Annotated in this window: 24 protein-coding genes; 7 read left to right on the top strand and 17 right to left on the bottom strand. The window is 47.5% G+C overall.

Annotation, left to right across the window (positions count from 1 at the left end; genetic code table 11):
• Positions 1-35: 35 nt before the first annotated feature.
• The 8 genes from sucD to sdhC all read right to left on the bottom strand — a co-directional run bounded on the left by sucD (position 36) and on the right by sdhC (position 9,606).
• Entirely contained in the window at positions 36-908 is an 873-nt protein-coding gene (sucD, locus tag F0316_RS03820) for a succinate--CoA ligase subunit alpha (protein ID WP_000025475.1), read from the bottom strand.
• Positions 908-2,074 carry an ADP-forming succinate--CoA ligase subunit beta gene (gene sucC, locus F0316_RS03815; RefSeq protein WP_001048578.1) on the bottom strand — a complete coding sequence of 389 codons (1,167 nt, stop codon included), beginning with the start codon at positions 2,072-2,074 and terminating at the stop codon, positions 908-910. Before sucC ends, sucD begins: the two co-directional genes overlap by 1 nt.
• Positions 2,075-2,241: 167 nt before the next feature.
• On the bottom strand, positions 2,242-3,456 hold the full coding sequence (odhB, locus tag F0316_RS03810) for a 2-oxoglutarate dehydrogenase complex dihydrolipoyllysine-residue succinyltransferase (protein WP_002053240.1): 1,215 nt from the start codon (positions 3,454-3,456) through the stop codon (positions 2,242-2,244).
• 28 nt (positions 3,457-3,484) lie between these two features.
• A complete protein-coding gene (gene sucA, locus F0316_RS03805) occupies positions 3,485-6,295 on the bottom strand; it encodes a 2-oxoglutarate dehydrogenase E1 component (protein ID WP_000551472.1) in 2,811 nt (936 codons plus the stop codon).
• Between the two features lie 88 nt (positions 6,296-6,383).
• Entirely contained in the window at positions 6,384-7,094 is a 711-nt protein-coding gene (locus tag F0316_RS03800) for a succinate dehydrogenase iron-sulfur subunit (protein ID WP_000772966.1), read from the bottom strand.
• 14 nt (positions 7,095-7,108) lie between these two features.
• Complete coding sequence (gene sdhA / locus F0316_RS03795) at positions 7,109-8,875, bottom strand: succinate dehydrogenase flavoprotein subunit (protein WP_000155078.1); 1,767 nt, start codon at positions 8,873-8,875, stop codon at positions 7,109-7,111.
• Positions 8,876-9,220, bottom strand: coding sequence for a succinate dehydrogenase, hydrophobic membrane anchor protein (sdhD, locus tag F0316_RS03790; protein ID WP_000238620.1), 345 nt, complete (start codon positions 9,218-9,220; stop codon positions 8,876-8,878).
• A complete protein-coding gene (gene sdhC / locus F0316_RS03785) occupies positions 9,214-9,606 on the bottom strand; it encodes a succinate dehydrogenase cytochrome b556 subunit (RefSeq protein ID WP_000043019.1) in 393 nt (130 codons plus the stop codon). The genes sdhD and sdhC overlap by 7 nt, the downstream gene beginning before the upstream one ends.
• 395 nt (positions 9,607-10,001) lie before the next feature.
• Here sdhC and F0316_RS03780 point away from each other — a divergent pair, with 395 nt between their 5' ends.
• The gene (locus F0316_RS03780; protein ID WP_000763930.1) at positions 10,002-11,291 is read left to right on the top strand and encodes a citrate synthase; all 1,290 of its coding nucleotides are present in this window, start codon (positions 10,002-10,004) and stop codon (positions 11,289-11,291) included.
• A gap of 51 nt (positions 11,292-11,342) precedes the next feature.
• On the opposite strand, the gene F0316_RS03775 is transcribed toward F0316_RS03780, so the two are convergent.
• On the bottom strand, positions 11,343-12,101 hold the full coding sequence (locus F0316_RS03775; RefSeq protein WP_162796662.1) for a Nif3-like dinuclear metal center hexameric protein: 759 nt from the start codon (positions 12,099-12,101) through the stop codon (positions 11,343-11,345).
• Between the two features lie 64 nt (positions 12,102-12,165).
• Between F0316_RS03775 and F0316_RS03770 the strand changes: the two genes are divergently transcribed.
• Positions 12,166-12,933, top strand: a complete 768-nt coding sequence (locus F0316_RS03770) for a DUF1853 family protein (protein WP_149560224.1) — start codon at positions 12,166-12,168, stop codon at positions 12,931-12,933.
• A gap of 55 nt (positions 12,934-12,988) precedes the next feature.
• On the opposite strand, the gene pgm is transcribed toward F0316_RS03770, so the two are convergent.
• The gene (gene pgm, locus F0316_RS03765; protein WP_149560223.1) at positions 12,989-14,635 is read right to left on the bottom strand and encodes a phosphoglucomutase (alpha-D-glucose-1,6-bisphosphate-dependent); all 1,647 of its coding nucleotides are present in this window, start codon (positions 14,633-14,635) and stop codon (positions 12,989-12,991) included.
• Between the two features lie 108 nt (positions 14,636-14,743).
• Positions 14,744-15,277, bottom strand: coding sequence for a replication initiation negative regulator SeqA (gene seqA / locus F0316_RS03760; protein ID WP_000848402.1), 534 nt, complete (start codon positions 15,275-15,277; stop codon positions 14,744-14,746).
• A gap of 92 nt (positions 15,278-15,369) precedes the next feature.
• On the opposite strand from seqA, the gene F0316_RS03755 reads away from it, so the two are divergent.
• From F0316_RS03755 to fldA, 3 genes are all read left to right on the top strand, one after another.
• Positions 15,370-16,143, top strand: a complete 774-nt coding sequence (locus F0316_RS03755) for an alpha/beta fold hydrolase (protein ID WP_149560222.1) — start codon at positions 15,370-15,372, stop codon at positions 16,141-16,143.
• 95 nt (positions 16,144-16,238) lie between these two features.
• A complete protein-coding gene (locus F0316_RS03750; RefSeq protein ID WP_000965050.1) occupies positions 16,239-16,460 on the top strand; it encodes a DUF2788 domain-containing protein in 222 nt (73 codons plus the stop codon).
• A gap of 48 nt (positions 16,461-16,508) precedes the next feature.
• Positions 16,509-17,036, top strand: coding sequence for a flavodoxin FldA (fldA, locus tag F0316_RS03745; protein WP_000179037.1), 528 nt, complete (start codon positions 16,509-16,511; stop codon positions 17,034-17,036).
• Positions 17,037-17,110: 74 nt separating this feature from the next.
• Here fldA and F0316_RS03740 read toward each other — a convergent pair whose 3' ends face one another.
• Entirely contained in the window at positions 17,111-17,800 is a 690-nt protein-coding gene (locus F0316_RS03740; protein ID WP_000107910.1) for an LrgB family protein, read from the bottom strand.
• A 5-nt stretch (positions 17,801-17,805) separates the two neighbouring features.
• On the bottom strand, positions 17,806-18,246 hold the full coding sequence (locus F0316_RS03735) for a CidA/LrgA family protein (RefSeq protein ID WP_044127230.1): 441 nt from the start codon (positions 18,244-18,246) through the stop codon (positions 17,806-17,808).
• Between the two features lie 114 nt (positions 18,247-18,360).
• Between F0316_RS03735 and F0316_RS03730 the strand changes: the two genes are divergently transcribed.
• Positions 18,361-19,239 carry a LysR family transcriptional regulator gene (locus tag F0316_RS03730; protein WP_001959153.1) on the top strand — a complete coding sequence of 293 codons (879 nt, stop codon included), beginning with the start codon at positions 18,361-18,363 and terminating at the stop codon, positions 19,237-19,239.
• Between the two features lie 3 nt (positions 19,240-19,242).
• Here F0316_RS03730 and F0316_RS03725 read toward each other — a convergent pair whose 3' ends face one another.
• Positions 19,243-19,743 (bottom strand): DUF4442 domain-containing protein, encoded by a 501-nt coding sequence (locus F0316_RS03725; RefSeq protein WP_001044404.1) that lies wholly within the window; start codon positions 19,741-19,743, stop codon positions 19,243-19,245.
• 365 nt (positions 19,744-20,108) lie between these two features.
• On the opposite strand from F0316_RS03725, the gene fcrX reads away from it, so the two are divergent.
• A complete protein-coding gene (gene fcrX, locus F0316_RS03720; RefSeq protein ID WP_001282826.1) occupies positions 20,109-20,561 on the top strand; it encodes a ferric iron uptake transcriptional regulator FcrX in 453 nt (150 codons plus the stop codon).
• 82 nt (positions 20,562-20,643) lie between these two features.
• Here fcrX and F0316_RS03715 read toward each other — a convergent pair whose 3' ends face one another.
• From F0316_RS03715 to fabB, 3 genes are all read right to left on the bottom strand, one after another.
• A complete protein-coding gene (locus F0316_RS03715; protein WP_149560221.1) occupies positions 20,644-21,657 on the bottom strand; it encodes an aspartate-semialdehyde dehydrogenase in 1,014 nt (337 codons plus the stop codon).
• Positions 21,641-22,786 (bottom strand): 4-phosphoerythronate dehydrogenase, encoded by a 1,146-nt coding sequence (locus tag F0316_RS03710; RefSeq protein WP_172625953.1) that lies wholly within the window; start codon positions 22,784-22,786, stop codon positions 21,641-21,643. The genes F0316_RS03715 and F0316_RS03710 overlap by 17 nt, the downstream gene beginning before the upstream one ends.
• Positions 22,787-22,989: 203 nt before the next feature.
• Positions 22,990-24,201 carry a beta-ketoacyl-ACP synthase I gene (gene fabB, locus F0316_RS03705; RefSeq protein WP_000832701.1) on the bottom strand — a complete coding sequence of 404 codons (1,212 nt, stop codon included), beginning with the start codon at positions 24,199-24,201 and terminating at the stop codon, positions 22,990-22,992.
• Between the last annotated feature and the right edge of the window lie 101 nt (positions 24,202-24,302).

Here is a 24,302-nt window from a genome sequence, read left to right as displayed (position 1 = left end):
GGTTTCTTATTATCTGAATAAGTAATCGCGGTAGATTACCAACCAGTCACTTCACGCAGCGCTTTGCCAATATCGGCAAGACTTTTTACTGTCTTCACGCCCGCAGACTCAAGTGCTGCAAATTTCTCTTCCGCGGTACCTTTACCACCAGAGATGATCGCACCAGCATGCCCCATGCGTTTGCCCGGAGGAGCCGTTACACCTGCGATATAAGAAACGACAGGTTTTGTGACGTTAGCTTTGATGAAAGCAGCTGCTTCTTCTTCTGCAGTACCGCCGATTTCACCGATCATCACAATCGCTTCTGTCGCTGGATCTTCTTGGAACATCTTCAGGATGTCGATGAAGTTTGACCCCGGAATTGGATCGCCACCGATGCCCACACAGGTTGACTGGCCGAAACCTTCGTCTGTGGTTTGTTTAACCGCTTCATAAGTCAAAGTACCCGAGCGAGAAACGATACCCACTTTACCTTTCTTATGAATGTGTCCTGGCATGATGCCAATCTTACACTCATCCGGTGTAATCACACCTGGGCAGTTAGGACCAATCATACGAACGCCAGTCTGTTCCAGTTTCACTTTGACATCAATCATGTCAGTGGTAGGAATGCCTTCAGTGATGGTCACAATAAGCTTGATGCCGGCATCGATCGCTTCCAGAATCGCATCTTTACAAAATGGTGCTGGTACGTAGATAACAGTTGCGGTTGCGCCAGTCACTTCAACGGCTTCACGAACGGTATTAAATACAGGCAAACCTAGATGCGTGGTACCGCCTTTACCTGGCGATACACCACCAACCATTTGTGTGCCATAAGCAATCGCCTGTTCAGAGTGGAAAGTACCTTGACCACCGGTGAAACCCTGACAAATGACTTTAGTGTCTTTATTGATAAGAATCGACATTATTTGCCCTCCGCCGCGGCAACTACTTTTTGAGCTGCGTCTGTCAAAGATACAGCTGCAATAATATCTAGACCTGATTCTGCCAGCACTTTGCGTCCAAGTTCTGCGTTTGTACCTTCAAGACGCACAACCACTGGAACGCTTACACCAACTTCCTTCACTGCACCGATAATGCCTTCTGCAATCATGTCGCAGCGCACAATGCCACCAAAGATGTTCACCAGTACGGCTTTTACATTGGTATCAGACAAGATGATTTTGAAGGCTTCTGCAACACGCTCTTTGGTCGCACCACCACCTACGTCAAGGAAGTTTGCTGGTTTTCCGCCGTGCAAGTTAACAATGTCCATGGTTCCCATTGCTAGGCCAGCACCGTTAACCATACAGCCTACGTTACCATCCAGCGCAACGTAGTTAAGCTCCCATTTCGCTGCGTGTGCTTCGCGCGCATCTTCTTGAGAAGCATCGTGCATTTGACGCAGTTTGGGTTGACGGTACATCGCATTGGAGTCGATGTTGATTTTGCCATCAAGGCACAGCAAGTTACCTTCTGCAGTAATCACCAGCGGGTTGATTTCCAGCAGTGCGAGATCATATTGAGCAAACATTTCACCCAAGCCCATGAAGATTTTCACGAACTGTTTGATTTGATCACCTTGCAGGCCTAGCTTGAACGCCAATTCACGACCTTGGTAGGCTTGTGGGCCAACCAGTGGATCAATTGCCGCTTTGTGGATCAGTTCTGGAGTTTCTTCTGCCACTTTCTCAATTTCCACGCCACCTTCAGTCGATGCCATGAAAACGATACGACGTGTAGAGCGGTCAACTACCGCACCAAGATAAAGCTCATTAGCGATATTTGATGCTTCTTCAACCAAAATTTTTGAAACCGGTTGGCCATTTGCATCCGTTTGATAAGTTACTAGGTTCTTACCTAGCCATTTTTGTGCAAACGCTTTTACGCCTTCTTTAGTGTCATGCAGTTCAACGCCACCTGCTTTACCACGTCCACCGGCGTGAACTTGGCATTTTACGACTTTCTTGGCTGTGCTGATGCGTCCTGCAGCTTCAAACGCTTCTTGTGGCGTATCACAAGCATAACCTTCCGGTACAGGCAAACCGAATTCTGCAAACAGCTGTTTAGCTTGATATTCATGCAAATTCATTGTGTTGTTCCATTTGTTTATTGTTCTTCCATAGAGTCCATTGAGCTGAACTTTACGTTTGTAGGGTCACTCTTGAGCGAGTAGCCAATCTTTGGCCAAAGCCAGGTCGGACGTTGAGCATGTCCGACCCTTTTCTCCATTACTCAGAAATCTGAGCAATAGACAGTTTAAACATCGAGCAGCAGACGGGCTGGATCTTCTAGCAACTCTTTAACGGTCACTAGGAAACCAACCGACTCACGACCATCGATTGAACGGTGGTCATAAGACAGCGCTAGATACATCATTGGCAGGATTTCAATCTTGCCATCCACCACCATGGCGCGGTCTTGGATCTTATGCATACCCAGAATCGCCGCTTGTGGCGGGTTAATGATAGGCGTTGACATCAGTGAACCAAACACACCACCGTTGGTGATGGTAAAGTTACCGCCAGTCAGTTCGTCTACGGTCAATTTACCGTCACGACCTTTTTCTGCTAGCTCTTTGATGCCTTTTTCAATTTGCGCCAAACTCAAGGTATCGCAGTTTTTCAGTACTGGAGTAACCAGACCACGTGGGGTTGATACGGCAATGCTCACATCAAAGTAGTTGTGGTAAACCAGATCATCACCATCGATAGACGCGTTCACTTCTGGGTAACGCTTCAGCGCTTCAGTGACGGCTTTCACGTAGAACGACATAAAGCCCAGACGGATGCCATGACGTTTTTCGAACACATCTTGGTATTGCTTACGCATGTCCATGATAGGTTTCATGTTCACTTCATTAAATGTCGTCAGCATAGCCGTGTTATTTTTCGCTTCCAACAGACGCTCAGCGATACGCTTACGCAGACGTGTCATTGGCACGCGCTTTTCACTGCGGCCGACGACAGGAGCCAGTGCTGCGACAGAGGCTTCAGCTTTCGCAGCTGGTTTGGCTTTGTTCGCGGCTAAGTGAGCTTCGATGTCTTCGCGGGTAATACGACCACCCACACCAGAACCTTTAACTTGGTTTGCTTCCAAGTTATGTTCAGCAAGCAGGCGACGAACCGCAGGGCTTAGCGCATCATTGCTTTCTTCAGTTAGTGATGCTTTATGGCGTTTATCTGGTGATGGCTCAGTAGCATCTGGAGTGTCTTGGGTTGGTTCACCCGCTACAGCGCCTGGCTTCAAACGTGCCAGCAGTTGTTTAGAAAGCACTGTCGCACCTTCTTGTTCCAAAATAGCTTCCAGAACACCTGCATCGGGTGCTGGAACCTCCAGCACTACTTTGTCAGTTTCAATTTCAACGATCACTTCATCGCGAGCAACCATGTCACCCGGCTTTTTATGCCACGTCGCAACCGTGGCATCCGCAACTGATTCAGGCAAATCTGGAACCAGAATTTCAATGGTCATAATGGTATCTTCCTTATACTTCTCGTTCTTACGCTAGGGTCAGAGCGTCTTCAATCAACGCTTTTTGTTGTTTCATGTGCACCGACATATAGCCGACCGCAGGAGATGCCGAAGCGGGACGACCTGCGTATTTCAGATCAGCACCCGCTGGAATCGCAGCGCGGAAGTTATGTTGGCTACTATACCAAGCACCTTGGTTTTGCGGTTCTTCCTGACACCAGACGTAATCCACCACATTGGTGTAATTTGCAATGGCCGCTTGTACTTCTTCCAGAGGGAATGGGTACAACTGTTCGATACGAACAATCGCCACGTCTTGCTGTTCATTGGCTCGGCGCTGTTCAAGGAGATCGTAATAAACCTTACCAGAACAGAACACAACGCGTTTTACTTGCGACGGATTCAGCGCATCAATTTCACCAATCGCCGGCTGGAAAGTACCGTGGGCAAGATCTTCCATACTGGAGACACACAGTGGATGACGCAGCAGCGATTTAGGAGACATCACCACCAGAGGGCGGCGCATTGGGCGAACCACTTGACGACGAATCATGTGGTAAACCTGAGCAGGGGTAGACGGAACAACCACCTGCATGTTTTGCTCAGCACACAGCTGCAAGTAACGCTCTAAACGTGCAGAGGAGTGCTCAGGACCTTGGCCTTCATAACCGTGTGGCAGCAGCATAGTCAGGCCACATAGACGCCCCCACTTCTGTTCACCAGAGGAGATAAACTGGTCAATAACCACCTGCGCACCGTTAGCAAAATCACCAAACTGTGCTTCCCACAACGTCAAACCGCTAGGCTCCGCAGTCGCATAGCCGTATTCGAATGCCAATACCGCCTCTTCTGACAATACTGAGTCAAAGACTTCAAACGGGCCTTGGCCAGCATGGATCTGTGAGAGTGGAATATAAGTACTCGCATCGTTTTGGTTATGCAGAACAGCGTGACGGTGGAAGAAGGTTCCACGACCAGAGTCCTGACCTGAGATACGGATGCGCTTACCGTCATCAAGCAATGTGGCATACGCAAGCGTTTCAGCCATACCCCAATCCAGCATCTTCTCGCCAGAGATCATAGAGAGACGATCTTGGTAGATTTTTTCTACACGGCTATGCAACACATGGCTTTCCGGATATTGGCAAACACGACGACCAAGATCTTGCAATCGCTCCATCGCATATTCGCTATTCCAAGGAATATGCCAGTCGTGACCTAAATACGGTGACCAGTCCACAGAGTGCATCGCCATTGGACGCCATTCTTTGACCACCACTTCACCGTGATCTAGGGCATCGCGATATTCATTCACCAGTTGAGTCGCGGTTTCGAGATCGCACTCACCACGCTCAGTTAACACATCTGCATACAGCTTGCGAGGTGTTGGATGCTTCTTGATTTTTTGGTACATCAACGGCTGAGTTGCGTTTGGCTCATCCGCTTCGTTATGACCATGACGGCGATAACACACCAGATCAATCACCACATCGCGCTTGAATTCATTACGGTAATCAAGCGCTAGACGAGTGACAAAAGCTACAGCTTCAGGATCGTCTGAATTCACGTGGAAAATCGGTGCCTGAACCATCTTGGCAATATCGGTACAGTACATGGTTGAGCGAGTATCGCGTGGGTTTGATGTCGTGAAGCCCACTTGGTTATTGACCACGATACGTACTGTACCACCGACGCAGAAACCACGCGCTTGAGACATGTTGAAGGTTTCAGCCACCACACCTTGTCCGGCAATCGCAGAGTCACCATGGATAGTGATAGGTAGCACTTTACTGCCATCTTCATCACCTAGGCGGTCTTGACGCGCGCGCACTGAACCCATCACAACAGGGTTCACAATCTCAAGATGCGATGGGTTGAAAGCCAGTGCTAAGTGAACATCACCGCCCGGTGTCGCAAAGTCAGCGGAGAAACCTTGGTGATATTTCACATCACCTGTGCCCCAGCCTTCGCCATGTTTACCGGCAAACTCATCAAACAGATCTTGTGGTTTTTTACCCAGAACGTTGACCAGCATGTTCAAGCGACCGCGGTGCGCCATCCCAATCACCACTTCACGCATGCCACTAGCACCCGCGTGACGGATCATCTCTTTGGTCATCGGAACTAAGGCATCCCCCCCTTCGAGAGAGAAACGTTTAGCACCAGGGAATTTCGCACCAAGATAACGCTCTAAACCTTCAGCGGCAGTCAGCTCTTCAAGGAAAGTACGCTTTTCTTCTTTACTGAATACAGGGGTACCCACAACTGGTTCGAGGCGCTGTTGAATCCAACGCTTCTGCTCAGTGTCGGTGATGTGCATGTATTCTGCACCGACAGAGCCACAGTAGATTTTTTGTAGGGATTGATAGATATCTTTCAGCTTCATCGTGTCTTTGCCAATCGCAAAGGAGCCCACGTTGAAGGTCTCTTCCATATCTTCTTGGGTCAAATTATGGAATGAGGGATTCAGCTCCGCCACTTCAGGGCGGTTCCATAAACCGAGAGGGTCAAGCTTGGCAGCTTCATGACCGCGGAAACGGTATGCGTTAATTAGCTGCAGTACTTTTACTTGTTTTGCATCGACTTCAGGATCACTAACTTGGACATTGTAATGCTTAGTCTCTTGAGCGAGTCGTCGGAAGTAGTCACGGACGCGTGAGTGCGGTTGTTCAACCACATTCGTTGGGTGCGCAGGCAACCCATCAAAAACACGTTTCCACTCCTCACTTACCAGATCGGGATCACTTAGATACAGTTCGTAGAGATCTTCTACGTAAGTTGCATTGGCGCCAGCCAAGTGTGAAGACTCGAGCCATGCCTTCATCACGCCGTTGTGCATTTTTTTCCCTTAACCAGTAGTTTTCACGTTTGCTGCGGTCTTATCGCCGAGCTATAAAAGGCAGGCTCGAAGGCCTGCAATTTTCAATTTAAACTGAACGATTGATCAACATGGACTTAATATGTCCAATGGCTTTCGTTGGGTTTAATCCTTTCGGACAAACACTGACACAGTTCATGATGCCGTGGCAACGAAAAACGCTAAACGCATCATCAAGATTCGATAAGCGTTCATCTGTCGCGGTATCACGGCTATCAATCAACCAACGATAAGCAGCCAACAAACCTGCAGGTCCGATAAATTTATCCGGATTCCACCAGAATGAAGGGCAGGAAGTGGTACAGCAAGCGCACATAATACACTCGTACAGACCATCCAAATGCGCCCGTTCTTCAGGGGATTGCAAGTTCTCTCTTGAAGGGGGTAATGCATCATCTGCAATCAAGAAAGGCTTAACTTTCGCATAGTTATCGTAAAACTGAGTCATGTCGACAATCAAGTCACGAACCACAGGTAATCCTGGCAGTGGACGAATCACAATTTTGTCACCTTTTAACGCAGACAAAGGTGTGATACATGCTAAGCCATTCTTACCATTCATATTCAGACCGTCCGAGCCACAAACCCCTTCACGGCATGAGCGGCGGAAAGCAATACTTGGATCTTGCTCTTTAAGCAGAATCAAAGCATCCAACACCATCATGTCAGACCCTTCCTCTACCTCAAGAATGTAGTCTTTCATGTAGGGTTTGTTATCGACATCCGGATTATAGCGATATAAAGAGAAGTTGAGTTTCATATTGAGTACCTCCCTTAATATGTACGCACTTTAGGCGGGAACGGGTCACGGTAAACCGGAGTCATATTGACCTCACGCTTACTCATCTGTTCCGTTTCCGGATTGTAGATTGAGTGGCACAACCAGTTCTCATCATCACGCTCTGGATAGTCAAAACGCGCATGTGCACCACGGCTTTCAGTACGGTAGTTTGCCGCTACTGCGGTCGAAAATGCTGTTTCCATCAGGTTGTCCAACTCTAAACACTCAATACGTTGAGTGTTAAATTCGGTTGATTTGTCCGCCAGATGAGCATTTTTCAAACGTTCGCGAATGACTTTGAGCTCTTCCAGCCCCTCAGCCATCGCCTTACCTTCACGGAATACCGAGAAGTTGTTTTGCATGCAGCGCTGCAGATCTTTACGGATAACAACTGGGTCTTCGCCACCTTTGCTGTTTTCCCAGCGCATAGTACGAGCCAGAGAAGCTTCGATATCCGATGCAGTCGCAGGGCGAGCCTCAGCTTGAGCACGCAGAGTTTCACCAAGATGTAGACCCGTTGCGCGGCCAAATACCACCAGATCAAGCAGTGAGTTGCCACCTAAACGGTTGGCACCATGTACCGATACAGAAGCGATTTCACCACAAGCAAACAAGCCTTGGACTTCGACATCTTTACCATGGCTGTCTTGTTTGATCGCTTGACCAGACACTTGCGTTGGTACACCACCCATCATGTAGTGACAGGTTGGGATAACAGGAATAGGTTCTTTCACTGGGTCCACGTGAGCAAAGGTACGTGATAGTTCACAGATACCCGGTAGGCGAGATTCCAATACATCACGACCTAAGTGATCCAGTTTCAGTTTGATGTGTGGACCCCAAGGACCGTCACAACCACGACCTTCACGGATTTCGATCATCATTGAACGTGCAACCACGTCACGACCTGCTAGATCTTTAGCGTTAGGTGCATAACGTTCCATGAAACGCTCACCATCTTTATTCAGCAGATAGCCGCCTTCGCCACGACAGCCTTCTGTAACCAGAACGCCAGCACCCGCGATACCCGTTGGGTGGAATTGCCACATTTCCATATCTTGCATTGGTACGCCAGCACGCAAAGCCATACCGACACCATCGCCCGTGTTAATGTGTGCATTGGTGGTTGAAGCGTAAATACGACCTGCACCGCCTGTCGCAAGCACTGTTGCTTTGGCTTTGAAGTAGCAAATTTCGCCTGTTTCCATACAGATTGCAGTACAACCGAGCACAGCACCATCTTGGTTTTTCACCAGATCCAGCGCATACCATTCCGAGAAAATGGTGGTTTTATGTTTAACGTTTTGTTGGTAAAGCGTGTGTAGTAGAGCATGACCAGTACGGTCTGCTGCTGCTGCCGTACGAGCAGCTTGTTCACCACCGAACTCTTTTGACTGACCGCCAAAAGGACGTTGATAAATCGTGCCGTTCTCAAAACGAGAAAAAGGCAACCCCATGCGCTCAAGTTCAATCACGGATTCCGGACCGTTTTTACACATGTATTCGATGGCATTTTGGTCGCCGATATAGTCGGAACCTTTTACCGTGTCATACATATGCCACTGCCAATCATCTTTATGTGAGTTACCCAAAGCCACGGTAATGCCGCCTTGAGCGGATACCGTATGAGAACGAGTTGGAAACACTTTTGAAAGCAGTGCGCAAGTTAGGCCTTGCTCAGAAATTTGTAGTGCAGCACGCATGCCTGCACCACCTGCGCCGATTACTACGGCGTCAAAAGAACGAACTGGAATAGTCACTTAGGCACCCCACAATACAAATAGGCCAGAGAAGAAGTATCCTAGTAGAACGGCGATGACCACAAGTTGCAGCCCCGCTCGCAATTTGGAGCACTTAATGTAATCCGTCAGTACTTGCCATAGACCAATCCAGCCATGAATCAATACTGAAACTAATGCCAACATTGTGAAGACTTTGGTGAACGTACTACCAAAGAATTGAGTCCACGCGACATAAGAGATGTCCGTGAACGCGCAAAAACTCACGATATAAATAGTGTACAAAACTAAGATGATCGCTGAAGCGCGGATCAATAAGTAATCGTGAACACCATTACGACCAAATGAAGAGACATGCTTTACCATACCAGAACCCCCGCCAGTAGAGACAATACAACCGTAGCGGCAAAAGCTACTTTGGCGCTCGCGGCACCGGATTCCAGCTCTTCAAAGTGACCAAGATCCATCAATAAATGACGAATCCCACCAGCAATGTGGTAGGCCAGAGCAGTTAGAATTCCCCACAACACGAATTTCACGAAAAAGCTGTCAACAATGTTGCTCGCTTCCATAAATCCGACAGGTGAGGAGAGAGAGAGGGATAACAACCAAAGCAAAATCCCAACCGCAACAAACGTAATCACCCCCGACACACGGTGGAGGATGGATGCGATTGCTGAGATCGGAAAGCGAATGGTCTGCAAATCTAAATTAACAGGTCTTGACTTTCTTTCTTTCACGGGCTTGCTCACTCAGCTCCATTGAGCATTTATAGTTATGGATGAATTCTGGTCGAAAATGCGCATAATTTAACATTTATTCAACATTTCAACCGCCAAATCGGCGACTTAATTGTAGTTTAAATGTTACACCCAAGTCTAAAATCTATAAGTTAAATTTCTTTCTAGCCTTGAATTTATAAGGTCTCTCACAGAATTTTCTGTGTCACTATACGGACTGCAACATTCTAATACAATTGCTGTAACAATTTTTGCTACACAGAACAGATTTTTAACTTTATACGTATAAAAAATCAAAGTGAGTGCACACATCAGAGGAGAATAATTGACTTTGATTAAGATCGGACGTACAAGAATCACACACAAAACATCCTGGACGGATTAAATAATAAACAAAGGAGATGGTTATGGCGGATAAGAAAGCGACCCTTCACATCGAAGGTAAAGCGCCAATCGAATTGCCAATTATGGATGGATCGCTTGGTCCACAAGTGATTGACGTTCGTACTTTAGGCTCAAACGGTTACTTTACTTTTGACCCGGGTTTTCTTGCCACTGCATCCTGTGAATCTCAAATTACTTATATCGATGGCGCTAAGGGCATTCTGTTGCACCGCGGCTACCCTATCGATCAGTTAGCCAATAACGCTGATTACTTGGAAGTGTGTTACATCCTTCTTTACGGTGAAGCCCCTAATCGTAAGCAATATGAAGAGTTCAAGAAAATCGTTACTCGTCACACTATGGTTCATGAACAGATCGCGAGCTTTTTCCACGGTTTCCGCCGTGATGCTCACCCGATGGCTGTGATGTGTGGTGTGGTGGGTGCGTTAGCTGCTTTCTATCATGATTCACTCGATATCAATAACGACACCCACCGAGAAATTGCGGCTTATCGTCTGCTTTCCAAAATGCCGACCTTGGCTGCGATGTGTTACAAATACTCAGTTGGTCAACCGTTTATCTACCCACGTAACGATTTGAGCTATGCAGAAAACTTCCTGCACATGATGTTTGCCACACCTTGTGAGGAGTATGAAGTGAATCCTATCGTGGCTCGTGCCATGGACAAGATTTTCACTCTACATGCGGATCATGAACAAAACGCATCGACATCGACTGTACGTCTGGCAGGTTCATCGGGTGCTAACCCATTTGCGTGTATCGCAGCAGGTATCGCTTCTCTTTGGGGCCCTGCACATGGTGGCGCAAACGAAGCTTGTCTACGTATGCTTGAAGAGATCGGCTCTGTTGATAAGATTCCTGAATACGTAAGACGTGCAAAAGACAAAGATGACCCATTCCGTCTAATGGGCTTTGGTCACCGAGTGTACAAAAACTACGATCCACGTGCCACTGTAATGCGTGAAGCGTGTCATGAAGTGCTGAAAGAGCTAAGCATTCAAGATCCACTGCTCGACGTCGCGATGGAACTTGAGCGTATTGCGCTGTCTGATGAGTACTTTATTGAGAAGAAACTCTATCCTAACGTCGATTTCTACTCAGGCATCATTCTCAAAGCCATTGGTATTCCTGTGTCTATGTTCACGGTGATCTTTGCGATGTCTCGTACTATCGGTTGGATTGCTCACTGGAATGAAATGCACAGCGATCCGGACAACCGTATCGGTCGTCCACGTCAGTTGTACACAGGTCAAAAACTGCGCGATTTCACCCCCTTGCATGAACGCAGTTAATCATTGATTCAAAAGCAAAAGAGCGAGATTTTCTCGCTCTTTTTTATTGTTCTAAACTGGATTATCAATATCAATGAAGGTCACATCAAAGCCGTGATTTTCCGCGAGCCATTCCCCTAGTGCTTTAATTCCGTAGCGCTCGGTAGCATGGTGACCTGCGGAAAAGTAATGGATCGACTGTTCACGTGCCGAATAGGTTGTACGCTCCGAGATTTCTCCAGAAATAAAGGCATCTAAACCCCGGCTAGCCGCGAGTTCAATATAGTCTTGCCCACCACCCGTACACCAACCGACAGTTTCAATCAACTTATCGGCTTGATCGGGAGCAATATGCAAAGGTGTACGATTCAGGACTTGGCCAATCCGATAAGCTAATTCTTGCCCGGTTAACGGTTGTAAAAAGTGCCCAAACATTGCAACTGATTGAGGATGCCCTTCCAATCCACCATCAACGCAAATCCCGAGTCGCTGCGCAAGCTGAGCATTGTTGCCCAACTGTGGATGAATATCCAAAGGCAGATGGTAGGCATACAGATTAAGATCATTTTGGATAAGCGTACGTATCCGGCGACCTTTCATACCTCGAATGGCCTCAGGTTCATTTTTCCAAAAATAACCGTGATGCACCAATAATGCATCGGCTTTGAGCTCAATCGCAGCGTCAATCAGCGCTAAACTCGCGGTCACACCGGTGACAATTCGTTTGACTTCCGCTTTACCTTCGACTTGTAAACCATTAGGACAATAATCTTTAATTAACTGTGGGGACAATGTCTCATTTAGCAACGCTTCTAGCTGTAAATTGTTCATCTTGTAATCCATTGAGCAACAGAGGTGGCGTGGTTATAACAATTTCAGGCTAGAATGTCGAAATATGTCAAAAAGTGGTGGTGATCAGATGGAGTTAAAACACTTAATGGATTGGGTGATTCGCACCCCTGCCCTATTTCAAGCCAAAGCGCCTTTGGTCAGCAAAGCGCCATTTAGCAAAACAACACGAGAACAGTGGCCAGACTATCAGGGCAATCCACGATTAGGCTTTCTCTATCAACATCTTTGCGCTCAATTATTCACCGAAACGCCATTTTACAATGCGGTTTCAGAAGAAATTCAGCTCATTAATGAAGGAAAAACCGTCGGTTCATTGGATTTTTTAGCTAAAAACCGTAAAACTGAACATTATGAACATTGGGAAGTGGCAGTCAAATTTTATCTGCTCCACCAAGGATGTTGGTACGGCCCCAATGCCGAAGATCGTTTGGATATCAAACTTGACCATATGCTCAACCACCAACTGCCACTATCACAACATCCGCTTTTTATTGAACAACATCCACTCTGGGCTGGTGCATCACAACATTTATTAATGCAGGGTCGTCTTTATACCAATCCATTTTCTGATGAGCCAATCCCGACCGATTGCCTTGGCTACCCGCTCAATACTAGCCAGATTCAAGGGTATTGGTGTTTCCAGCGTGAGCAGCACTTAATCGATGAACCTTTATATCAGCTTGAAAAGTCAGATTGGTTGACGGGACGGAAAGCAGACTCTGAACTTTATACAGAACACGCAGATGGGTTTGTGCATTGCCAATCTGAATCTGGGAAATTCTGGTTTATTGTGCCAAACCAGTGGCCATAGCGTTAAGAGACATAAAAAAGGGGCGATCTCATCGCCCCTGATTCATTTCATCACACTATAAACCTGCGTCTTTAAACACTTGGTTTACGATCTGCTGCGCTTCAGATTCAATTTGTTTTAAGTGCTCAGCTCCTTTGAAGCTCTCACAATAAATCTTATAGATATCTTCTGTGCCAGATGGACGAGCCGCAAACCAACCATAATCCGTAGTCACTTTGAGGCCGCCAATGGCTGCGCCATTACCCGGAGCATGAGTCAAGCGAGCCGTAATTGCATCTCCCGCTAGCGTTTGAGCCGACACCATTTCAGGAGACAGTTTCTTTAGCACATTCTTCTGTGGACCATTCGCCACGGCTTGAATACGGCTGTAATAAGAATCACCGTGTTTAGCTGCCAATTCATCATAATACTGTTGCGGATTTTTGCCGGTCACAGCGGTAATTTCCGCTGCCAGTAAGCACAAAATGATCCCGTCTTTGTCGGTAGACCAAGGCGTGCCGTCTTGACGCAGGAAAGAAGCCCCCGCACTCTCTTCACCGCCAAAACCAAAGCGACCAGAGTAGAGTCCATCAACAAACCATTTGAAGCCCACTGGAACTTCACACAGTTCGCGGCCAAGATCGGCAACCACTTTATCAATCATCGCACTGGAAACCAGCGTTTTACCGACGGCAACATGACCCGCCCAACCTTGACGATGACGGTACAGATAATCAATGCACACCGCGAGGAAGTGGTTCGGATTCATCAAGCCTTTAGGGGTCACAATGCCGTGACGGTCGTAGTCAGGATCGTTACCAAAAGCCAAGTCGTATTCATCTTTCAGGGCCAGCAAACCCGCCATGGCATATGGGGAAGAGCAATCCATACGGATCACGCCATCTTTATCTAATGACATGAATTGGAAGCTTGGATCAATGGCTTCGCTGACCAGCGTTAAATCGAGTTGGTAAGCGTTGCCAATTTGACGCCAGTAATCTATGCCACTTCCGCCCAGAGGATCGACCCCTATTTTGAGCTTGGCCTTTTGGATCGCCGCCATATCAATCACATTGACCAGATCATCAACGTAAGGCTTAACCAAATCGACTTGCTTGAGCAACTCGGATTGTTTAGCCAACGCAATCGGCATGCGTTTTACACCAGCAAGCTGCTGACTGATGTAAGCATTGGCACGATCTTCAATCGCTTGGGTTAGCTCACCTTCTGCAGGACCACCGTGTGGTGGGTTGTATTTGATGCCACCATCTTGTGGCGGGTTGTGCGAAGGGGTAATTACAATACCGTCCGCTTTATCTGTATGCTTCAGGTTGTACGTTAAAATGGCGTGTGAAATACCTGGGGTGGGAGTGTAGCCGTTGTTTTCTTGCACAATCACTTCAATGCCATTGGCAATCAACACTTCCAGAACACTACTGAATGCAGGTTCAGACAGCGCATGAGTATCTTTGCCAATAAAGATTGGGCCAGTCACACCATGCTCACGGCGCACATCCGCTACCGCTTGCGCAATCGCAAGAATATGATGTTCATTAAAGGTGGTTTTATCGGCCGTACCTCGGTGTCCCGACGTACCAAATTCAACTTTATGCGCCGTATTGCCAGCTTCAGGCTGGAGTAGGTAGTAATTTGCAACTAGCGCAGGGATATTATGGAGATCCTCTTGTCGCGCCTTTTGTCCAGCACGAGGGTGCATAGCCATAGTGACATCCTTTCTTTAAATTTCACATAAAATAAAACCTCATAATAGCGGTGTAGCACTACGCATTATGAGGCTTGAATCAGAATTTTGGGCTGTAATCAGCAAAATTCAAATGGAATGGGTAACTTTCTCAATAATGTCGCTTGGGAAGCCCATGCGCACCATCACCTGTTCAACCATCTGTTGCTTGCGGCTAGTGTTGTTGTTGGTGATCACCCAAAACGGCGTATTTGGGATCGCCTTAGGTTTGGTTGTTTGCCCGCTGGCAAGCAACGTCTGTTCGTTATCAGCAAAGTAAACGCGCTTGCGACCTTTGACCATAGTCGCTTCAGAAAAGCTCGCAGAGTCGATGCGATGAAGAGTAGACAGAATCAGCATGAAGCGATCGATCGCATTTTTTAGCCCGGCAAATTCATCGGAAATCAGCAGTGAACGCATCGCTTTAACACCATCAATTTTGGTATCGAAAGCGGCATCTTTGCTTACGACTATCCCTTTCGGCTCAGCAGCAGGCGCAGCAGTGGCTAATTCACCATCTACATTGAGAAGACGACGCAAAATATCGGAGGCACTTTCACCAATATGCAAAGTCTGACTCGCAATGTAACGGTATAGATCCTCATCAACCTCAATTGTTTTCATTCGCTTTTCACAATCTCTATGTTTAAACTTTCGGGGATTATAGCGAGATCTTGACTGAGACTCTACGTTAAACCAATCACTAATAAGATAAAATGTCAGCACTTCTTAACTACAAACGTGAAGGCAGCGGTGAGACCGTTGTTTTGATCCATGGCTTATTTGGTAGCTTGGATAATCTTGGCTTGCTTGCGCGCGATCTGAAAAACGATCACCAAGTACTGAGCTTGGATCTGCGTAACCACGGGCTATCCTTCCACAGTGATGAGCACAATTACGCGTTGATGGCACAAGACGTAAACCAGTTGCTTGAACACCTCAACCTCACTTCGGTAGTGGTGATCGGTCACTCGATGGGCGGAAAAGTGGCCATGAAATTAGCCGATATTGCCGCAGAAAAAGTCCATCAATTAGTGGTGCTGGACATGTCACCTGTCGCGTATAACCAACGGCGTCACGACAATGTGTTTGCTGGACTCGAAGCGGTGTTAGCGCAAAAGCCCACCTCACGCAGTGAAGTGATGGCAATTTTAGCGCAACATATTGAGCAAGAAGGCGTTAGACAATTTCTCGGCAAATCTTTAATGTCGGAACAGAACGTGATGACATGGCGCTTCAATGTTGCGGCACTCAAAGCACATTATGCAGAGATTTTAGGCTGGGATATCATCGCCAAATGCCGGATTCCAACCTTATTTATTAAAGGGGCAGATTCGGATTATCTGACCACACAACATCAGCCCATGGTGCAAGCCCAGTTTAGCCAAGCCAAAGCTCATGTGATCGCAAACACGGGACACTGGCTGCACGCGGAAAAACCCGCTGAAGTTTTACGTGCAATCCGTAAATTTATTGATGTGCCTGTTTAAGGCAATCAAGTGTGAATTGAGAAACACTACGCGCATTAACTTTGTCAGATAACAGTGGTATAGTGCGCGCAAGCAATTTGGCATAAAGGAATATCATGCTTTACGACTACATGAACATGTTGGAGTCTGTAGGACTCGATCTGCTGTTTGCCTCAATCTTCTTCTTGATTGGCATGGCGATTAAAGATGTGTTGAAACAAGGTAATGTTCCCCCTTTCGGGCGTCGTATTGTGTGGTTGGTTCTCTTTTTAGGGTGCGCAGGCTTTGTCGCCAAAGGCATAATTCAATTGACTTGGGAAGGCAGTGGACTAGGTTAAGCTCCGCAAGGCTTCGCGACTCTTTAACATTCTAAAGGTAATGATTCTATGGCAAGTGTAGGTATCTTCTTTGGCAGCGACACCGGCAACACCGAAGCTATTGCAAAGATGATTCAAAAACAACTCGGTAAAAAACTGGTTCACGTACAAGATATTGCCAAAAGCAGCAAAGAAGACATCAATAACTTCGACCTGCTGTTGCTGGGTATCCCGACTTGGTACTACGGTGAAGCACAGTGCGACTGGGACGACTTTTTCCCTGAGCTAGAAGCCATTGATTTTTCAACTAAGCTTGTTGCCATTTTTGGTTGTGGTGACCAAGAAGATTACGCAGAGTACTTCTGCGATGCGATGGGCACCGTACGTGACATCATTCAAGCGAAAGGCGCAACCATTGTCGGCCACTGGCCAACCGAAGGTTACGAATTTGAAGCTTCTAAAGCCCTTGTGGATGAAAATCACTTCGTCGGTCTGTGTATCGATGAAGATCGCCAGCCAGAGCTAACTGAGCAACGCGTGACCAAATGGGTTAACCAAGTTTATGAAGAGATGTGTCTCGCTGAACTTGAAGACTAATTTGCAGAGTCAAAATAAAAAATCCCCTGCCCAGCAGGGGATTTTTTATTAGGGGGAGTTTCAATTTCTGCCTATCACCAAAACCAGCGTCCAATCCAAGGAGCGATCACCACAGTTACCATGCCCGCCAACATCATCACTACGCTGGACACCACACCCTCTGAATTACCGATTTGATAGGCTTTAGCCGTGCCAGCACCATGAGCTGAAGCCCCTAAACTTGCTCCTTTCCCTAAGCGAGAGCGAATAGAAAGCACGGTGAGGATTATCTCACCAACAGCCATGCCAATGACCCCTGTCAGTACCACAAACAGCGCGGTTAGATCACTTTGTCCACCAATCGATTTCGTCGCTTCTACCGCAAAAGGGGTGGTAATAGAACGCATAGCAAGGCTGCGTTGCAGCAAGTCAGGAAGGTTGAGCCAACGCGCCAACAACACCGTACTTGAAATAGCCACCAGCACCGATACCAAGACACCAACGGATAAGGATAACCAGTGCTGACGCAATAACGCCCGGTTATCGTAAACCGGAACGGCAAAAGCGACGGTTGCTGGGCCCAGTAACCACAATAGCCAATGGGCATCGGCCATGTAAGCTTGATAAGGGATATGAAACATCATCACCACGATGACGAGCAGCAATGGCGCGAGTAACAGCGGCATCAGCAACAAACTGCGTTTACGTCGATAAAGAAATTTACTCGCATAGTAAAACAGTAACGTGAGCAGAAAACAGAAAAGGCTGAGTAATGAAGTCGACATATATTCTACTTCTCCACACTGCGCGCCAGCGCTATCTGGCGACGTTTACGTCTCGCTAAAACCAGCTCAACTCGATGCATTTTATCGACTACCCAAGCCGTCGATGCGATCACCAAGATGGTGCTGGCCACTAAAACCACAGCAATTTTAATCCCCTCTTGGCGCATTAAGTCTTGGTAATTCACCACCGCCACGACAGCCGGAACAAAAAACAGCAACATTTCAGCCAGCAACCAGCTCGCCCCACGCCGAAACCACTCGACATTTACCACTTTGAGCATAACCAGTAACAACAAAATCAGCATTCCCGTTAAATTGGCGGGTAACGGCAGGTGAAACTGATTGACCAACCAATCGGAAAAAAACCAAATCAGTGAAAGTGCCGCCACTTGAACGATAATCAGTAGGCTATGCTTAAACTGAAAAGCACGCGTAACGTTTTGCATTAAGGTTGCCTAGATAAAATGGGAACTGGGTCACATTGTATTCCGGGTGATTACCAGCATAAAATGACTTAAATTTATTTAATTCATGCCATTTAGGCATACAAGAGGTAACACATGGATATCCGGGCTCTGCGCTACTTCGTTGAACTGGTTAACCAGCAGAGTTTTACCAAAGCCTCTGAGCGCCTGTTTGTGACTCAGCCAACCATCAGTAAGATGATCCGTAATTTGGAGCAGGAGTTAGAACAGCCCCTTCTACATCGTGAAGGACGACGCTTCTGGCTGACTGAAGCCGGAGAGATTGTCTATCAAAGAGCACAGCAGATCTTAACCCAAATGCAGCAACTGGACGCGGAACTCACGGATTTAAACCAACTGCAGCGCGGCCATTTGCGTTTAGGCATTCCGCCCATGGTGGGGCATGTTTACGCACGGTTATTTCGTCAATATCGTCAGACGTACCCTAACGTCGAATTAACGGTGGTGGAGTATGGCGGACGTAAGATAGAACAAGCGATCTTAGACGGTGATATTGATGTGGCGGTGACCATGCTTTCCCCTAATCAGCATCCCGATCTCAATACGGTTGCCCTCGATCACTACCCTATTTTTGCCGTGGTCCCCGATATTCCTCGCTGGCGATCACTCACCACACTCACTTGGGCGCAGATCAGCCAAGAGCCTTTCTATCTGTTTACCCATGAATTTACCCTAAGTGACCACATTCATACCTGCTGCCAAGCGGCGGGCTATACGCCACAAGTCGCCGCGCGCAGTAGCCAGTGGGATTTTTTGGTGGCATTAGTCAAAAGCGGGGTTGGCGTGTGCTTTCTTCCAGCGCCGCTTTGTCAAAGGATTCAAGGGGATGGCGTATTAATCTACCCCATCACACCGGCTATAGATTGGCGTTTGGGCGTAGTTTGGCATCGCGAACGTTATGTTTCAAAAACCGCCGAAGCTTGGATTGCGTTGTGCCGACGCCAAAACCGATAAATGTTACTCAATACACTCGCTGACACTTTCGCGGTATTGCGGTTTTTTACGCACATAAAGCTTGCGCTGCACCTCCGAAACCACTTCGCCACGAGCGTTTTTGACATGCACAATAAATTCAGGGAAGCATTTATCGCCTTCCGCTGTGGACGCTAAGATCCAATCCAACATCTCTTGGGTGATACGAAATTCGGCAAAGAGATCCGTATCGCCCGGTTTAATGAAGTTAATGCTCGCTTCTTTGTCCCATACGTAATAACGCTGCCCCAATATGCCCATCAGCATCAAGGCATAAACGGGATCCGTCAGTGAGAAAATGCTGCCGCCGTATTGAGTCCGGTTGGCGTTTTTATTCCACCAGCGTAATTTCAAGCGGATGCGAACTTCGCGAAAATCCGCACTGATCGATTCGATATGGATCCCAGCGCCCCAAAATGGAGGCCAAGAGTTTAGTGCCCACTTCACAATATTCGGTTGATAAAGCTTAGAGAGTGTTTTATTCATACCCTGAGTGCCCTAGACTTCGTGTAAGGCAGCAGTAATCAATGCATCATGGTTGCTGCCTAATAATGATGCTATCGTTGTTAAATTATTGTAACTGGTAAGAGCACTTTGTTCAGTGATTTGCCTCGACTTTGCAGGTTTCCCATTAACCTCTTGAAGTTCGTGGTTTATTGTTCGCGGTGACTCACCTATAATGCAAAGCAACATTGACTTCTGTTATACCCAAACGAATTGAGATGCAGGTAAGCGGCAAGTGAGTGATCCCCACTACAGCAACGGTTGAGGTGGGTTTGACAACGCAGCCAATACGATTGCCATTTCATGTAGAACGGATGTATCACTGCAGAACATCAACAGGAAAGTATATGTCAGACAATAACCAAGCGCTAAAGGATGCTGGTCTTAAAGTTACCCTCCCACGGCTTAAGATTTTAGAAGTTTTACAACAGCCAGAGTGCCAACATATTAGTGCTGAAGAGCTGTACAAAAAGTTGATTGATCTCGGCGAAGAGATTGGTCTTGCCACAGTGTACCGAGTTCTCAACCAATTTGATGATGCAGGTATCGTCACTCGTCACCACTTTGAAGGCGGCAAGTCAGTTTTTGAACTTTCAACGCAACACCATCACGACCACCTAGTGTGTCTTGACTGTGGTGAAGTGATCGAGTTTTCTGACGATGTGATTGAACAACGTCAAAAAGAGATCGCGGCGAAATACAATGTGCAACTGACTAACCACAGCCTCTATTTGTACGGCAAATGTGGCAGTGATGGTAGCTGCAAAGACAATCCTAACGCTCACAAGCCGAAGAAATAACCATAGGCTTTACGCTCTTTAAACCGAACCTGATAGTAAAAACCCACCGAATGGTGGGTTTTTTTATAACTTAATGAAAAGCTTAGAAGTAATCGCGTACGAGCAGCTCTGCAATTTGTACCGCGTTGGTTGCCGCACCTTTACGCACGTTATCAGCCACTACCCACAGGTTCACACCGCTGTGATGGCTAATGTCATTACGCACACGGCCAACCAATACATGATCTTTGCCACCAGCATCACGCACTTGAGTTGGGAAATCTGCGCCGCGGAACAGCTCAATACCATCGGTTTGATCCAACATGTCCATCACTTGCTCTGCATCGATCGGAGCACGCGTCTCCACATGCACCGCTTCTGCATGACCATAGAATACCGGTACACGTACGCACGTTGGGTTGACCATAATCGAAGGATCATTGAAGATTTTCTGGGTTTCCCACACCATCTTCATCTCTTCTTTGGTATAACCGTTGTCCATAAACTGATCGATTTGTGGAATACAGTTAAACGCGATCTGCTGGCTAAAAGTATTCGTTTCCGCTGGATAGCCATTGAGCAGTTTAGCGGTTTGTCCTGCTAACTCATCAATCCCAGCTTTCCCAGCACCTGAGACCGATTGGTAAGTCGTCACGTTAATACGTTCAATCCCCACCGCATCGTAAATCGGCTTTAGCGCGACAAGCATCTGAATGGTTGAGCAGTTTGGGTTAGCAATAATATTGCGGTTACGAAATTCGGCAATCGCCTCTGGGTTCACTTCAGGTACTACAAGAGGAATGTCGTAGTCGTAACGGAAGTGTGAAGTGTTGTCGATCACCACGACACCCGCTTCTGCGGCAATCGGAGCCCACTTGGCAGAAAGCTCACCACCGGCAGAAAACAGCGCAATATGCACTTGCGACCAGTCAAATTCTTCGACATTTTGCACACGCACGGTTTTACCGTTGAAGCGATAGGTTTTTCCCTCACTGCGCTCACTTGCCAGCAGGAAAAGTTCATCCACAGGAAACTCACGCTCCTGTAGTACTTCCAACATGGTTTCGCCTACAGCGCCGGTTGCGCCAAAAATGGCAACATTAAATTGTTGGCTCATCACATACCTCTACTTGAAAACCGAGTTTAGCCAAAGGAGCCAAATGGCAATCAGCGCCTCCAGCTAGTGTCACCGCGCTGTATTCACGTCTATCCCAATAGTGTTTGCGCATTAAGTCAAACGCTCCGGGTTGGTGAATCTCGCGGCGAAACTGTGCGTCATCTTTACGCACATCATAAATAATTTGAGTTAGCGTACGCAGTGTTTCCTCGTCCCATGCTCGCTCTAGATAAACTTTGGGCACAGGCGCTTTGGGTAACAAGCTTGCTGGGTTTGCACAGTGTGCACTGCCAAGAAACTCGCAGTAGCTATTGAAAATCATGGTGGTACCACGCGCCTTACCTTCAAGACCATAACCTGCAATATGCGGAGTGGCAAATGCGAGCAGTGGTAGCAATTCCATATCCACTTGCGGTTCAAACTCAAACACGTCTAATACAGCGGTAAAACCATCGCCTTGTTGTAAACGCGCTTTCAGCGCCGCGTTATCCACTACAGGGCCACGCGCCGCATTAATTAAAATCTGGTCACTGCGCAGTTGCTCAAGAATTGCCGCATCAATCAGATGATGGGTTGGCCACTCACCGCTGCGGGTAATCGGCGTATGCAGGGTGATGACATCCGCTTGTTTAAGTAAGGTTTCCAGCTCGGTAAATTCTCGCTCATCACCTTGCGCTTGCTTAGGCGGATCATTGAGCAGCACTTTCATGCCAATGCCAGAAAGACACTTCGCAAGATAGCTACCCACTTGGCCAGCACCGATGATGCCTACCGTTTTATCGAAAACCGAGAACCCTTGCTGCTGCGCAAGCACCATGAGCACGCTGAACACGTATTCCGCAACACCGACTTTGTTACAGCCAGGAGCCGCCGTGAAGAAGATGCCACGCTCTCTTAACAGAGCTTGGTCAATATGGTCCATACCCGCGGTCGCGGTACCCACGAACTTCAAGCGATTCGCTTTAGCAAGGAGAGCTTCATTGACTTTGGTGACTGAGCGAATCATTAAGGCATCGACATCAATCAGATCATCGGCGGTTAAGGTACGGCCGGGTTTTAAGATCACTTCGCCAAGCTGACTAAACAGCGCTTGAGCGTAAGGCATGTTCTCATCAATCAGAATTTTCATAGTGGGAATTTGCGGCAATCAAAGTTGCAGGCATTGTGCAGAAAAGCACGGAGGCTGTCGAGAATAAAAATACCCGACGACCTAGGCCGCCGGGCAAACATCCAGAACAAAAGGATCCTATCCCGCTCTCCATGGGACAGAGTCTGCGTCTGTTCGATTAGCGAAACTAATCTGTTCTGGAAACTGTGTTGGATCTGGTGCGCTTAACCTTGGTATTTTTTGATAACCAAAGTTGCGTTTGTACCACCAAAACCAAAGCTGTTAGACATCACAGTCGTCAGCTCTTGCTCACGCAGTTCCGTCACAATATCCAGACCTTGCGCCGCTTCATCCAAAGTATCAATGTTAATACTTGGAGCGATAAAGCCGTGGTGCAGCATCAGTGTTGAGTAAATGGCTTCATGCACACCCGCAGCGCCCAATGCGTGACCGGTCATCGCTTTGGTTGCAGAAATCGCTGGGCTATTGCCGCCAAACACTTCTTGGATTGCACCCAGTTCTTTCACATCACCGACTGGGGTTGATGTGCCGTGGGTGTTGATGTAATCAATCTTATCCACGCCTTGCATCGCCATTTTCATACAACGGATAGCGCCTTCACCCGATGGAGCAACCATGTCGTAGCCATCGGAAGTCGCGCCGTAACCGACGATTTCACCGTAAATTTTTGCGCCGCGCGCCAGAGCGTGTTCCAACTCTTCAACCACCACCATGCCGCCGCCGCCAGAGATCACGAAACCATCACGATCGGCATCGTAGGTACGCGACGCTTTTTCTGGTGTTTCGTTGTATTTGGTGGATAGTGCGCCCATCGCATCAAACATCATGGTTTGTGACCAGTACAGCTCTTCACCACCACCGGCAAACACGATGTCTTGCTTACCCAGTTGGATAAGCTCAACCGCGTTACCAATACAGTGCGCCGAAGTCGCGCAAGCAGAGCTGATTGAGTAGTTCACACCGCGAATTTTGAATGGCGTAGCCAAACACGCAGAAACGGTAGAAGACATGGTACGAGGCACCATGTAAGGACCCACGCGTTTTACGCCTTTTTCACGCTGAGTATCGACTGCGATAACTTGGTTTTCAGAAGATGCGCCACCAGAGCCAGCAACGATACCCGTACGGTCGTTCGACACTTGCTCAGGGGTTAAACCCGCATCAGCAATCGCTTGTTCAAGAGATAGGTATGCATACGCAGCCGCATCACCCATAAAGCGCATTTGCTTACGATCGATATGTTCTTCTGGATTGATTTTTAAATCGCCCCAAACCTGTGAACGCAAACCATGCTCTTTAAACTGTTCAGAGGCGGTGATGCCTGACTTGCCAGCTTTTAGTGAGGCCAAAACTTCTTCGACGTTGTTACCGATACTCGAAATAATACCCATACCGGTGATGACGACTCGTTTCATGTAACATTCCTATTATGTAAATTTGGCTAGATGATATCGAAGAAGGATAACAGAAGTGGTCAGCTTTCCCATAAATTCGTACAATCTCGAGCCATATTCAG

The sequence above is a fragment of the Vibrio cholerae genome, assembly GCF_008369605.1.
Taxonomy (GTDB): domain Bacteria; phylum Pseudomonadota; class Gammaproteobacteria; order Enterobacterales; family Vibrionaceae; genus Vibrio; species Vibrio cholerae.
The sequence above is the reverse complement of the archived record's forward strand: the minus strand, read 5'-3'. Positions and strand labels throughout refer to the sequence as shown.